Source organism: Micromonospora zhanjiangensis, assembly GCF_042650605.1.
In the GTDB taxonomy this organism is placed as follows: domain Bacteria; phylum Actinomycetota; class Actinomycetes; order Mycobacteriales; family Micromonosporaceae; genus Micromonospora_J; species Micromonospora_J zhanjiangensis.
Genome location: NZ_JBHSBN010000017.1, coordinates 1 through 12103, shown reverse-complemented (window position 1 = coordinate 12103; position 12103 = coordinate 1). Strand labels below are relative to the sequence as shown.

12 protein-coding genes are annotated in these 12103 nt (G+C 72.7%); 6 read left to right on the top strand and 6 right to left on the bottom strand.

Annotation, left to right across the window (positions count from 1 at the left end):
- Position 1 precedes the first annotated feature (1 nt).
- Entirely contained in the window at positions 2–1123 is a 1122-nt protein-coding gene (locus tag ACFOX0_RS22095) for an FAD-dependent oxidoreductase (RefSeq protein WP_377549134.1), read from the bottom strand.
- 30 nt (positions 1124–1153) lie between these two features.
- Here ACFOX0_RS22095 and ACFOX0_RS22090 point away from each other — a divergent pair, with 30 nt between their 5' ends.
- Together ACFOX0_RS22090 and ACFOX0_RS22085 are read left to right on the top strand one after the other, a co-directional pair.
- Entirely contained in the window at positions 1154–1921 is a 768-nt protein-coding gene (locus ACFOX0_RS22090) for a TetR/AcrR family transcriptional regulator (protein ID WP_377549131.1), read from the top strand.
- A gap of 58 nt (positions 1922–1979) precedes the next feature.
- Positions 1980–2120 carry a hypothetical protein gene (locus ACFOX0_RS22085; RefSeq protein WP_377549128.1) on the top strand — a complete coding sequence of 47 codons (141 nt, stop codon included), beginning with the start codon at positions 1980–1982 and terminating at the stop codon, positions 2118–2120.
- A 26-nt stretch (positions 2121–2146) separates the two neighbouring features.
- On the opposite strand, the gene ACFOX0_RS22080 is transcribed toward ACFOX0_RS22085, so the two are convergent.
- Complete coding sequence (locus ACFOX0_RS22080; protein ID WP_377549126.1) at positions 2147–2902, bottom strand: class I SAM-dependent methyltransferase; 756 nt, start codon at positions 2900–2902, stop codon at positions 2147–2149.
- A 116-nt stretch (positions 2903–3018) separates the two neighbouring features.
- Here ACFOX0_RS22080 and ACFOX0_RS22075 point away from each other — a divergent pair, with 116 nt between their 5' ends.
- Both ACFOX0_RS22075 and ACFOX0_RS22070 read left to right on the top strand, forming a co-directional pair.
- Entirely contained in the window at positions 3019–3954 is a 936-nt protein-coding gene (locus ACFOX0_RS22075) for an AraC family transcriptional regulator (RefSeq protein WP_377549124.1), read from the top strand.
- 84 nt (positions 3955–4038) lie between these two features.
- A complete protein-coding gene (locus tag ACFOX0_RS22070; protein WP_377549122.1) occupies positions 4039–6276 on the top strand; it encodes an alpha-galactosidase in 2238 nt (745 codons plus the stop codon).
- A 15-nt stretch (positions 6277–6291) separates the two neighbouring features.
- Here ACFOX0_RS22070 and ACFOX0_RS22065 read toward each other — a convergent pair whose 3' ends face one another.
- Positions 6292–6471, bottom strand: a complete 180-nt coding sequence (locus tag ACFOX0_RS22065; protein WP_377549119.1) for a hypothetical protein — start codon at positions 6469–6471, stop codon at positions 6292–6294.
- A gap of 92 nt (positions 6472–6563) precedes the next feature.
- Here ACFOX0_RS22065 and asnB point away from each other — a divergent pair, with 92 nt between their 5' ends.
- Positions 6564–8399, top strand: a complete 1836-nt coding sequence (gene asnB / locus ACFOX0_RS22060; protein WP_377549117.1) for an asparagine synthase (glutamine-hydrolyzing) — start codon at positions 6564–6566, stop codon at positions 8397–8399.
- Between the two features lie 119 nt (positions 8400–8518).
- Positions 8519–8929, top strand: a complete 411-nt coding sequence (locus tag ACFOX0_RS22055; RefSeq protein ID WP_377549114.1) for a PPOX class F420-dependent oxidoreductase — start codon at positions 8519–8521, stop codon at positions 8927–8929.
- Positions 8930–8976: 47 nt separating this feature from the next.
- Here ACFOX0_RS22055 and ACFOX0_RS22050 read toward each other — a convergent pair whose 3' ends face one another.
- The 3 genes from ACFOX0_RS22050 to ACFOX0_RS22040 all read right to left on the bottom strand — a co-directional run.
- Complete coding sequence (locus ACFOX0_RS22050) at positions 8977–10230, bottom strand: LCP family protein (protein ID WP_377549112.1); 1254 nt, start codon at positions 10228–10230, stop codon at positions 8977–8979.
- A 181-nt stretch (positions 10231–10411) separates the two neighbouring features.
- On the bottom strand, positions 10412–11251 hold the full coding sequence (locus tag ACFOX0_RS22045) for a class I SAM-dependent methyltransferase (protein ID WP_377549110.1): 840 nt from the start codon (positions 11249–11251) through the stop codon (positions 10412–10414).
- A 281-nt stretch (positions 11252–11532) separates the two neighbouring features.
- The coding region (locus tag ACFOX0_RS22040) for an RICIN domain-containing protein (protein ID WP_377549108.1) at positions 11533–12103 on the bottom strand (571 nt) is incomplete at its 5' end.

Here is a 12103-nt window from a genome sequence, read left to right as displayed (position 1 = left end):
GTCAGGCCGTGGGTGCCGGCTCGGTGGGCCGCGGCGTGAAGAAGCGGACGATGTCCTCGGCCGCCGTCGGGGACAGCATCATCGCCTGCACCCGGGCGGACATCTCGGCGATCGGCTGGATCCGGGTGAACATCGCCTGCTCGTACGCCCGGATCGCCGCGTCCGCGTCGCCACGGTTGCCGGCGAGTTCGGCGGCGAGTTCGGCGGCGTCGAGCATGGCCTGGTTGGCGCCCTCGCCGACCGGCGGCATGAGGTGCGCGGCGTCACCGACGAGGGTGATGCCTGGCTGATGGGTCCAGCGGGTGCCGGTGGGCATCGCCTCGATCCTGCGTACGGTCGGTGGGCCGCCGGCTTCGATGAGCGCGGTGAGGCTGGGATGCCAGCCGGCGAACAGGTCGAGCAGGGCACGCCTGTCGCGGTAGGTGTCCAGGGGGCGGTCGTCCGCGGGGAGCGAGATCCCGACCCGGACGGCGCCGTCGCCGAGGCGTTGCGCCGCCAGGATCCGGTTCTCGCCGACGCACCAGAGGTTCCCGGGGCCGACCAGCTCGGCGAGCTCGGGGTGGCGCCGGGCGGCGTCGTCGATGCCCAACTCCACCAGGGTGGCCACGGCGGACAGCGGCGCGTCGATCAGCAGCGACCGGACGACCGAACGTGCCCCGTCGGCGCCGACCAGGACGTCGCACTCGGCCCGGTGGCCGCCGTCGAACGTGAGCCCGAAGCCTCCGCCGGGTCGGGGCGTCGCCGCGACGAGCCGGTGCCGCCAGGCCACCCCGTCGCCGGGGAGCGATTCGAGCAGCAGGTCACGCAGCGCGCCGCGGTCGATCTCGGGGCGTCCGGAGAACGAACCGGGCTCCGGCCGGTGGTGCACGAGGACGCGTCCGGCCGGGTCGAGGATGCGATGTTCCTCGCCCTCCGGTCGGGCCGCGGACCGGAATCGGCCGGCCAGGCCCGCCTCTGCCAGCGCCCGTTGCCCGGACTCCGGGTGCAGGTCGAGCGATCCGCCCTGGGCTCGCGCGGACCGGCCCGCCTCGCGTTCGTACACCACCGCGCCGATGCCGTGCCGGTGCAGGATCCGGGCCAGCGTCAGGCCGCCGAGGCCACCGCCGGCGATCGCGATGCGCATTGTCACCCTCCTTACCGTACGCTGTACGTCATGGATACACCGTACGGTAGCGTACCGTTGCCCGTCTGGGAACGGCCCGAGCCGGCGCCACGGGCGGCACCGGTGTCACTGAGTCGCGCGAAGATCGCCGCCGCGGCGATCCGACTCGCCGACGCCCACGGCCTCGACGGACTGTCGGTACGCAAGATCGCCCAAGAGCTCGGCGTCGGTCCGATGCGGCTCTACGACTACGTGCTCAACCGATCCGAACTGCTCGACCTGATGGTCGACGCCGTCTACGCCCAGATCGCCGACACCGCCCAGCCCGGTCACACCACGCAGCCCGGTGACGCCGGCCAGGCCGGTGACACCGGGTGGCGGGCGGCGGTGCTGGCCATCGTGCACCGGACCCGCGACGCCGCCCTCGACCACGAGTGGTTCGCCGACCTGCTCGGCGCGCGACCGCACCTGGGACCGCACGCGCTCGCCGTGGGCGAATCGACCGCTGCGGCGTTGCGTCAGGCCCCCGGCGTGAACGGTGTCGACGCTCTCCAACGGGCCCTGGGCGCCCTCAACGCGTTCATCGTCGGAGCACTCCGCAGGGAGATCACCGAGCGCCGTACCGCCCGTTCGACGGGAACGGAACTGTCCGCCTGGCAAGCGACCCTCGGGCCCTACCTGACCCGCATGCTCGAAACGGGTCGCTACCCCACCATCGCCCAGCTCGTCACCGACGGCGCCCACCTCGACGCCGAGGAGACGTTCCACCACAACCTGATCACCATCCTGGACGGCATCACCAGCCGTCCCCGCCCGTGAACGGTGACGTCAAGATCGCGTACGAGACCTTCGGCGCGCCGGCGAGCCGCTGCTTCTGGTGCTGGGGCTGGACTACCAGATGGTCTGGTGGCCCGACGCGTTCTGCGAGCGCCTGGTCGAGGCGGGCTACCGGGTGGCCCGTTACGACAACCGGTACACCGGCTCCTACGGACGTTCCGAGGGTGGCCGGCAGCGCTGACCTCCCGCTCGCCGGCACCCGTCGGTTCAGTTCGTCGGGCGGGTCGCCTGCACGAAGGTGACCCGGCCGAACCTGTGGTCGGTGTGCGCGACCTCCCGGGCATCGCCGAACCCGGCCCCGGCCAGGAGCGCGACGATGGCATCGCCGTGGTTGCGGGCCACGACCGGGCTGCTCGCCACCCGGGAACGCATCGGGCGGACCAGGCGCCGGATGGCGTGGACGGGGTTGTGGCCAGGTGCGTGTGTCTGGTGCCCGGCCTGCTCGACGTCGGGTGCCGGGCCGCCGAAGTCGACGACCGTGACCCGTCCGCCCGGCCGAAGGGCCCGCAGCGCGTCGCGCGCGAACGCGGTCCGACCGTCGTCGTCGACGTGGTGCAGGGCCAACGACGAGACCACGTGGTCGAGCGCGGCGTCCGCGGCGGGGATCCGGTCGGCATAGCCCCGCACGAGGGTCAGGGCGACGCCGCGGCGGCGCGCCTTGCGGGCCGCCCGGCGCAGGGCGTCCGCGTCGGGGTCGAGGCCGGTCACCCGTGCCCTGGGCTGGGCCGCGAGCACGGCGAAGGACAGGTTGCCCGTGCCACAACCGACGTCGACCACGCTGTGGCCCGGCTCGATGCCGGCGAGTTCGACCGCGCGTACGTGCAGTGCGCGGACCCCGGCCACCCGGCTGAAGGTGTCGTAGAGCGGCAGGAGCCAGGTCTTCCCCGCACCCGGCAGGAACGGGCGGTCCCGATCCTCCGGGGTCCGCCGGTCGATGATGCGTACGTCGGTCGAAGCTGCCATCGGTGCCTCCTGTGCACGTGGTGCGATTCTCGCGCCGGCGGTCCGGGACGGACCGGCGACCCACCGCCAAGTCTTGGACGTTCTGCGGTCGACGCACAGGATTTACCGTGGGAGCCATGGGACATTTTTCGGTCGGTGACTCGCCGGAGGTCTTGTCGAGGCTGCGCACGGTACGACCCGACGGGACGCCGGTCTACCGCTACCACCAGCGCCCCGGCCGGCCCGCCGTCTCGGTGACCCGCTTCGACGCCGAAGCCGCCCACCCCACCCTGCCGCCGGATCATCGGCACGCCCACGACTTCCTCGTCCTGATCTATGTCGAGGAGGGCATGGGCTCGTTCGCCGTCGACGGTGCCGAACGGTCGCTGCGCGCCGGCGAGGTGCACGCCGTGTCGCCCGGGCAGGTCGTCGGCGTATCGGCGGTGGCCGAACTCGTCCGCGGCCGCGCCTGGACTGTCGCGTTCACCCCGGACGCCGTCCCCGCCCTGTCCTCGGTCTCCGCGCTGGCCTGGGCGCGGCATCCGCTGCTCGCCCTGTTCGCCTCCGGCGCGGGGCACGGCCGGGTGGCCGAATCCGATCGGGCGAACTGGTCGGCGTGGCTGGCGGACCTGGCCGGGGAACTCGCCGACCCGGGCCGGCTCGGCGCCCGCGAGGCCGTCGCCGCGTTGCTCACCCGGCTTCTGGTCGCGTCCGCGCGACTGGCACCGGACGCCCCGGCCACGCCGGACCCCCTCGTCGAGCGGGTCTTCGCCGAGATCGAGTCGACGTTCCGCGAACCGGTCTCCGCCGCCGACGTCGCCCGCGCGCTCGGCTACACCCCGGGGCACCTGACGACCGTGCTGCGTCGGCGCACCGGCCGGCCGCTGCTCGACTGGATCACCGAACGGCGCATGATCGAGGTCCGACGGATGCTGCGGGAGACCGACCTGCCGCTCGACGCCGTGGCCGCCCGGGCCGGCCTGCGCGACGCCACCTATCTCGTCCGCCGCTTCCGCGCCCGCTACGGCATCACTCCGCAGCGCTGGCGCCGCACCCAGCGTGCCTGGTCGTGACGGCCGCTGGCGGGGTCGGCGCCCGAACGGTTCCGTCGCCCGGGACGCCGTACAGTCGTAGCTTCGCCGAGCCGAGGAGCGCCGATGCCGGACCGTACCGTCGGGGACGCGACCGTCGTCCTGACCGCCGCGGGCGTGACCGTGGTGATCGACGCGAGCGCCGGTCGGCTGCCGGCCGTCGCGCACTGGGGGCCCGAACTGCCGGGCCTGGACGCCGCGCGGACGGCGGACCTGGTCGCGGCGGGCGTTCCGGTCGCCGCGCCGAACAACGTCGACCGGCCGCCCCGGGTGGCCGTGCTGCCGGAGCACCACACCGGGTGGAGCGGGCGGCCCGGGCTGCGCGGTTCGGCCGCCGGCCGCGGCTGGTCGCCGGCGTTCGTCACCCAGGAGGTACGGCTCGACGGGCGGGCCGTGTCCGGGCACCGGTCCTCGGGTGCCGGCGTGGTCGAGACCGTCGCCGTCGACGACACCGGCCGGCTGCGCCTGGGGCTCACCGTCGAACTGCTGCCCAGCGGGCTGCTGCGGGCCCGGGCCGCGCTGACGAACCTGGGCGACGAGGCGTACGCGGTGGAGGAGTTGGCGCTGGCGTTCCCCGTACCGGCGGAGGCGACCGAACTGCTGGACTTCACCGGACGGTGGGCCCTGGAACGGGTACCGCAACGCGGGCCGTTCCCGTTCGGCGCCCACGTCCGGGAGAACCGCAAGGGACGGACCGGCGCCGACAGCGCGTACCTGCTGCACGCCGGCACGGCCGGGTTCGGGTTCGGCGGCGGCGACGTCTGGGCGGTACACACCGCCTGGAGCGGCAACCACCTGCACTACGCCGAGCGGGTGCACACCGGGGAGCGGCTGCTCGGCGGCGGTGAACTGCTGCTGCCCGGTGAGCTGCGACTGGCGCCGGAGCAGACCTACCGGGGTCCGTGGCTCTACGGGTCGTACGGCGTGGGGCTGGACGCCGTGGCCCGGCGGTTCCACCGGCACCTGCGGGACCGCCGGCCGGCGGTGTCGACCGACCGGCCGGTGACGCTCAACGTGTGGGAGGCGGTCTACTTCGACCACGACCTGACCCGGCTGCTCGCCCTGGCCGACCGCGCGGCCGAGGTCGGTGTCGAGCGGTACGTGCTCGACGACGGCTGGTTCGGCGCCCGCCGGCACGACCGCGCCGGCCTCGGTGACTGGACGGTCTCCCCCGACGTCTGGCCGGACGGCCTGCACCCCCTGGTCGACCGGGTACGCGCGGCGGGGATGCAGTTCGGGCTCTGGTTCGAGCCGGAGATGGTCAACCCGGACTCGGACCTGGCCCGCGCCCACCCCGAATGGATCATGGCGGCCCGGGCCGACCCGCCCGTGGAGTCCCGCCACCAGCAGGTGCTCAACCTCGGCATCCCCGCCGCGTACGAACACGTCAAGGGGCAGATCCTCGCGGTGCTGGCGGAGTACCCGATCGACTACCTGAAGTGGGACCACAACCGCGACCTGGTCGAGGCCGGCACCCGCGACGACGGCGGCCGGCCCGGCGTGCACGCCCAGACGACGGCCGTCTACCGGTTGCTGGACGAGATCCGCGCCGCGCACCCCGGCCTGGAGATCGAGTCCTGTTCGTCCGGTGGCGCCCGGGTCGACCTCGGCATCCTGGAGCGCACCGACCGGGTCTGGGTGTCGGACAACATCGACCCGCACGACCGGCAGGGCATGCTGCGCTGGACCACCCAGCTGGTCCCGCCGGAGTTCCTGGGTTCGCACATCGCGTCCGGGCGCTCGCACATCACCGGCCGCCGGCACGACCTGGACTTCCGGGCCGCCACCGCCGTCTTCGGCCACCTCGGCGTCGAGTGGGACCTCACCGGCGCCACCGCCGCCGAGCTGGCCGGCCTGCGCGCCTGGATCGAGTTCTACCGGGCCGAACGGCACCTGCTGCTCGGCGGCGACCTGGTTCGGATGGACGGCGCCGACCCGTCGGTGACCGTGCACGGCGTGGTGACCCCGGACCGGTCGCGGGCGATCTTCGCGGCCGGCCCGGCGGACGGCCCGTACCCGGACCCGCCGGGCCGGATCCGGTTCCGCGGCCTCGACCCGGAGCGGACCTACCGGGTACGACCGGTCCTGGTCGACGCCGGCCCGCCGGGCCTCACCCCACCGGCCTGGTGGAGCGGCCCGGCCGGGGCATCCGCCGCCCCGGCCGGGGTTTCCCCCGTCCCGGGTGGCCGACCCGAGTACCCGGGGCTGCTGCTCACCGGCGGCACCCTCGAACACGTCGGCGTGGCCAGCCCTCGCCTCCCGCCCGACCAGATGGTCCTCTACCGCGCCGACCCAGCGCGCTGACGGCACATCAGGCGGTCACTCGGCCTCGGCGATCCGGTCGAGGGCGGGCATGAACCGGCGGTACGGTCCGACGTCGTCCCGGTAACGGCGGGCCAGCACCTCGCCCACCTGGGCGAGGTGGGTCAGGTCGTGCGCCAGGGGCGGCCGGCGGGCATGGCTACCTGACGGGTTCTGGACTGGGTGTTTGTCGGCCATCCAGATCCGTTGATAGACAGGTACCGACGGTCGCACGTACCGGAGGTCGCCCGTCCCGGGCGGCCCGCTGCCATGGCACCGGGAGGTTCGTTGTGTGTGGAATTGTGGGCTGGGTCGACTTCACCCGGGATCTGCGGCTGGAGGGCGCGACCGTCCGGGCGATGACCGCGACGATGGCGTTGCGCGGCCCGGACGCCGAGGGGATCTGGCTGCGCGAGCACGTCGGCTTCGGTCATCGCCGGCTCGCGGTCATCGACCTGGCCACCGGCGACCAGCCGATGACCGTCGAGCGGGACGGCCGGACGCTGGCCGCCATCACCTACAGCGGCGAGGTCTACAACTACCGCGAGCTGCGCGACGAGTTGCGCGGTCGGGGGCACGAGTTCCGTACCGAGAGCGACACCGAGGTGGTGCTGCGCGCCTACCTGGAGTGGGGCGAGGGCTTCGTCGACCGGCTCAACGGCATGTACGCCTTCGGCCTGTGGGACACGCGCGAGCAGCGGCTGCTGCTGGTCCGCGACCGGATGGGCATCAAGCCGCTGTTCTTCTTCACCGGGCTCGCCGAGGGGGTGCTGTTCGGCTCCGAGCCGAAGGCCGTCTTCGCCCACCCGGAGACCGAACCGGTGGTGGACACCGACGGCCTGCGGGAACTGCTGTCCTTCGCCCGGACCCCGGGCCACGGCGTCTACCGCGACCTGCACGAGGTGCGCCCCGGCGAGCTGATCCGGGTGGACCGCGACGGCGTGCACCGCCGGCGGTACTGGCAGCCGGGCTACCAGGAACACCGCGACGACCTGGACACCACCATCCGCACCGTACGGGAGCTGCTGGACGACATCGTCCGGCGGCAGATCATCGCGGACGTACCGCTGTGCACGCTGCTCTCCGGCGGCCTGGACTCGTCGGTGATCACCGCCCTGGCGGCGGCCGGGCTGGCGGAGGGCGGCGGCGGGCCGCTGCGGTCGTTCGCGGTCGACTTCGTCGGGCAGGCCGAGAACTTCCGGCCGGACAGCATGCGCGACACCCCGGACGCGCCGTACGTGCACGACGTGGTCAAGCACGTGCACACCGCGCACGAGGACATCGTGCTGGACACCGCCACCCTGATGGATCCGCTGACCCGGTCGGCCGTGCTGACCGCCACCGATCTGCCGACCGGGATGGGTGACCTCTTCACGTCGCTGTACCTGCTGTTCCGGTCGGTGCGGGAGCGGTCCACCGTCGCGCTGTCCGGGGAGGCCGCCGACGAGGTCTTCGGCGGCTACCGCTGGTTCCACGACCCGCGCGTCGTCAACGCCGACACGTTCCCCTGGGTGGCGATGCTGCCGCAGTCCCAGCGGACCGTGCTGGACCTGGACCTGCTGCGTTCGCTGCGGCTGACCGAGTACCGCGCGGACGCGTACCGGGACGCCCTCGCGGAGGTGGACCACGGCCCGGACACCGACCCGCACAACCGGCGGATGCGGGAGTTCTCCTACCTGCACCTGACCCGGTTCGTGCAGATCCTGCTGGACCGCAAGGACCGGATGAGCATGGCCCACGGCCTGGAGGTACGGGTGCCGTTCTGCGACCACCGGTTGGTGCAGTACGTCTACAACACGCCATGGGCGATGAAGACCTACGACGGGCGGGAGAAGAGCCTGCTGCGTGGCGCGACCGCGGACGTCCTGCCGGCCTCGGTGGTGGCCCGGATGAAGAGCCCGTACCCGTCCACCCAGGACGCCCGCTACGAGCAGGCGCTGCGCGACCAGCTCGGGCGGGTGCTCGACGACTCGCCGGCCCGGGTGCTGCTGGACGAGCGGGAGGTCCGGGCGCTGCGCGAGTCGGCCTTCGAGCACGACGGGTTCGGCGCGTCGCGTCGGTCGATCGAGCAGGTGCTCAGCCTGGACCTGTGGCTGCGCCGGACCCCGACCCGGATCGTCGGCTGACCACGTCGCCCGGCGGGCCGGCCACGGCCCGGCGGGCCCCGCGCCCGGCCGACTGCCCGGCGGACGGGCGGATCGGTGCGTAACGTTGCGGACGTACGCCGAGACGACGAGGAGGTTCCATGTCGAAGCCACCGCTGCCCGAACCCGCAGTCGCCCTGCTGGGCAAGCCGAACCCGGCCGTGATCACCACGCTCCGCAAGGACGGTCAGCCGGTCTCCGTGGCCACCTGGTACCTGTGGGACGACGGTCGGATCCTGGTGAACATGGACGAGGGGCGGCGCCGGCTGGAGCACATCCGCAACGACCCGCGGGTCACCCTCACCGTGCTGGACGAGGCGGGCTGGTACACCCACGTCAGCATCATCGGCCGGGTCGTCGAGCTGCGCCCGGACGAGGGGCTCGCCGACAGCGACCGGCTGGCCCGGCACTACACCGGCCAGCCGTACCCGGTCCGGGACCGGGCCCGGGTCAGCGCCTGGGTCGAGATCGACCGCTGGCACGGCTGGGGCGCGCTCAAGGAAGGCAGCTGAGGCGGCGGCCCGCCGGGTACGGAACCCGGCGGGCCGCCGACCGGTTGTCAGTTCTTCGTCGGCGTGGGCGTCGGGCCGGCGCCGGCGGCGGTGTCCTTCGCCACCCAGGTCGGGTTCTGCGCGACGAAGGCGGCCACGGTGTCGTTCTTGACCGCGCGCAGCAACTGCATGCTGGTCTCGTTGAGCACCTCGGCCTCGCCGATGCCGGGGACGGATCGGCTGTTGAAGGCGCCGTTGTTGGTCTTGATGGTGACCAACGAGTCCGGGTCGATCGCGCGCATGGCGAACACCCAGTCCTCCAGCGGGATCCCGCCGTCGTCCACGGTCATCGTCTTGCCGATCGCGGTCAGCAGGCCGGGCAGCTTGGTGGGTGAGTTGAACCCGTCGTTGACGGCCTGCTTGAGCACGGCCTTGAGGAACTGCTGCTGGTGACGCTGCCGCCCGTAGTCGTAGTCGTTGTTGGCCAGCAGGTCCCGCTGCCGGACGAAGTCCAGCGCCTCGCTCGGGGTGAAGCAGTGCTGGCCCTTGGCGTAGAAGTTGGCCGTCACGCCGGGGATCTTGTGGTTCAGCGTGCCGTCCGGGTTGATCTTGTACGGCCTCGCGAACTTCCCGGTCTTGTTGTCCTTGCCGATGTGGATCGAGGTGGTGTCCTCGTCGACGTACATGCAGACCTTGCCGAGCACCTGGACGACCTGCTTGAAGCCCTGGAAATCGATGATCGCCCCGGCGTCCGGGGTGATACCGGTGAGGTTCTTGATCGTCAGGGCCAGCAGTTCGAACCCGTGTGACATCGCCGCCGATCCGGTCAGCCCCTGGCTGCCGAACGCGAACGCCGCGTTGATCTTCGCCTCACCCTTCTGGTGCTTGGCCACGCCGTTGTCGTAGGCGGGGATGGTGACCAGGCTGTCCCGGGGCAGCGAGACCAGGTACGCCTTGCTGTGGTCCGCCGGGATGTGCATCAGGATGATCGAGTCGGACCGGATGAGCTGGCTCGGATCCTGCCCCGGGCGGGTGTCCAGGCCCACCAGCAGGATGTTCTTCGCCCCGGTGACGCTGACGTGCTTGCGCTCCGGCGCGGCCGCGCCGAGCAGGTTCTGCTGGTCGACCTTGCTGGTGGCGGCGTGCAGCAGCCACTGACTGCCGGCCAGGGCGATCCCGCTGGCCAGCACGGTCGCCGCGCCGAAGGCCACGCACCAGCGCGCCCAGCGGGGCCCGCGGGGGCGCCCGGAGCGGCGACGGGCGGACGCGTCCCGCCCGGTGGTGGCGGCACCGGGGTCCCGGCGCTGCGCTGGTTTCGGCATTACTTTCCCTTCCCGGCCTGCACGGATGAACAAGGGTCGCGGCAAGGGTATGCGCTTGCGGCCTCGAATACGGAACGTGATGGCTGTGCGTTTACTGAGAGTCACGTAGGGTCGGGATCGCCCGCGCGGGACTCCCTTCGCGGAAGCCGCCATAACCCTCGGTGATTACGAACACAATCCCCTACACCGGGCGGCCGGAAACGGTCGCCGTGACCAGCCACACCGCGGCCTCCACCCAGACGCCGTCCGCCCGTTGCCGGGCGGCGAGTTCCCGCGCCAGGGTGGCGATCGCCCGGTCGACCGTTCGTTGATCATCGAGCCGCTGCAGCAGGTCGCGGAACCGGGAGGTCTCCCGCAGGTAGCCCAGTACGTCGGCGACATCGGAGCCGAGCCGGGCCGGTTCGCGGCGCCCCCGCACCCGGACGTTCCCGAATCCGGCCCGGACGAGAAGATCGCCGATCCGCCACGGGTCGGCGAAGAGGTCCAGGTCGTCCCCGCCGACCACCGCCGCGTGCGCCGCGACGGCCCGCGGCGCGAGCCCGAGGACCTCGTTGTGCCGTTCGTCCTGCCAGCACAGGAACGCCAGCCGGCCGCCCGGTCGCAGCACGGACCCCAGATGGGCGAATGCCGCGTCCGGGTCCTCGAAGAACATCACCCCGAAGCTGCTGACCACGACGTCGAAGGTGGCCGGAGACAGCGGAGGCGTCTGGGCGTCGCCCCGCACGAACCGGATGCCCGGCACCCCGGCGTCGGCGGCCAACCCCCGGGCGACGTCCAGCGCCGGACCGGACAGGTCGAGCCCGTACACCTCGCCGCCCGGCCGGACGGACCGCGCCATCTCGATCGTGACCTCCCCGCACCCGCAGCCCACGTCGAGCACCCGGTCGCCCGACCCGAGCGCGGCGGCGCGCAGCAGATGCGGGGTCAGCAACCGGCGCACCGCGTGGTGCCGCTCGCGTTGGGCGATCCACCGGCGACCGGTCTCACCGTTCCAACGCCGCGCCTGCTCCAGGTTCGCCACGGGATACCTCGGTCCTCGCGTACGAAGGGAGGCCGATCGTCGGCCCGGCCTCCGTCCCAGACGGTAGCCCCGACCGTCCACCGGGTCGAGGCTCGCGATCGGCCCGTCGAACCCGGTCGTCCGCTCGCGGGTATGCCCACCGACCGAGGAGCAGCAGCGATGAGCGTGGACGTCGGGACGTCTGCGCCTGGCCGTCGCGTGGTTCAGGCTGACGAGATCCACCGGCCACACGGCCCGGCCGGCACCACAGCGGGTGCGGCCGGGCCGCGGGGTCGCGCCGGTCAGAGGCCGGTGATGGTCCACTGGTTGTTGGTGCTGCTGTTCGGCGCCCACATGGCCGCGACGGAGCCGACCGTGGTGCTGCCCATGCCGTCCAGGGCGGTGCCGGTGCCCCGGTTGACGATCTGATAACGACCATTGCCGACGTTGGTCAACCGCCACTGCTGGTTGACGCTGCCGTTCCAGGCCGCCTCCCGTACGGCGGCGCCGTTGGCGGTGTTGCCCCAACTGTCGGCCACCATGCCGTTCGTGCGGTTGACGATGCGGTAGTAGCCGCCGCCGGCGTCGACCAGTTGCCACTGCAGGTTGTTGCTGCCGTCCCAGTTCCACTGCTTCAGGTTGGACCCGGAGGCGACGTTGCCGCCGCTGTCCAGCACCAGGCCGGTGGTGACGTTGTTGATCCGGGCCCAGCCGGTGGGAATCCCGCCGCCGTTGGAGTTCACCGCGTAGCCGGCGGCGGTGATGTTGGCCTGCACCGCGTCCTCGGTGGCGTTGCTGGGATAGCCCGAGGTCATCACGCCCTCGTAGAAGGTGCCGGCGGCGCCGTGGCTGTTGTCGCCGCCGATGCCGAGG

What these genes read in the sequence shown, in the direction of transcription:
- ACFOX0_RS22095 (WP_377549134.1), bottom strand. Translation starts at nt 1,123, where the DNA reads ATGCGCATCGCGATCGCCGGCGGTGGCCTCGGCGGCCTGACGCTGGCC.
- ACFOX0_RS22090 (WP_377549131.1), top strand. Translation starts at nt 1,154, where the DNA reads ATGGATACACCGTACGGTAGCGTACCGTTGCCCGTCTGGGAACGGCCC.
- ACFOX0_RS22080 (WP_377549126.1), bottom strand. Translation starts at nt 2,902, where the DNA reads ATGGCAGCTTCGACCGACGTACGCATCATCGACCGGCGGACCCCGGAG.
- ACFOX0_RS22075 (WP_377549124.1), top strand. Translation starts at nt 3,019, where the DNA reads ATGGGACATTTTTCGGTCGGTGACTCGCCGGAGGTCTTGTCGAGGCTG.
- ACFOX0_RS22070 (WP_377549122.1), top strand. Translation starts at nt 4,039, where the DNA reads ATGCCGGACCGTACCGTCGGGGACGCGACCGTCGTCCTGACCGCCGCG.
- ACFOX0_RS22065 (WP_377549119.1), bottom strand. Translation starts at nt 6,471, where the DNA reads ATGGCCGACAAACACCCAGTCCAGAACCCGTCAGGTAGCCATGCCCGC.
- ACFOX0_RS22055 (WP_377549114.1), top strand. Translation starts at nt 8,519, where the DNA reads ATGTCGAAGCCACCGCTGCCCGAACCCGCAGTCGCCCTGCTGGGCAAG.
- ACFOX0_RS22050 (WP_377549112.1), bottom strand. Translation starts at nt 10,230, where the DNA reads ATGCCGAAACCAGCGCAGCGCCGGGACCCCGGTGCCGCCACCACCGGG.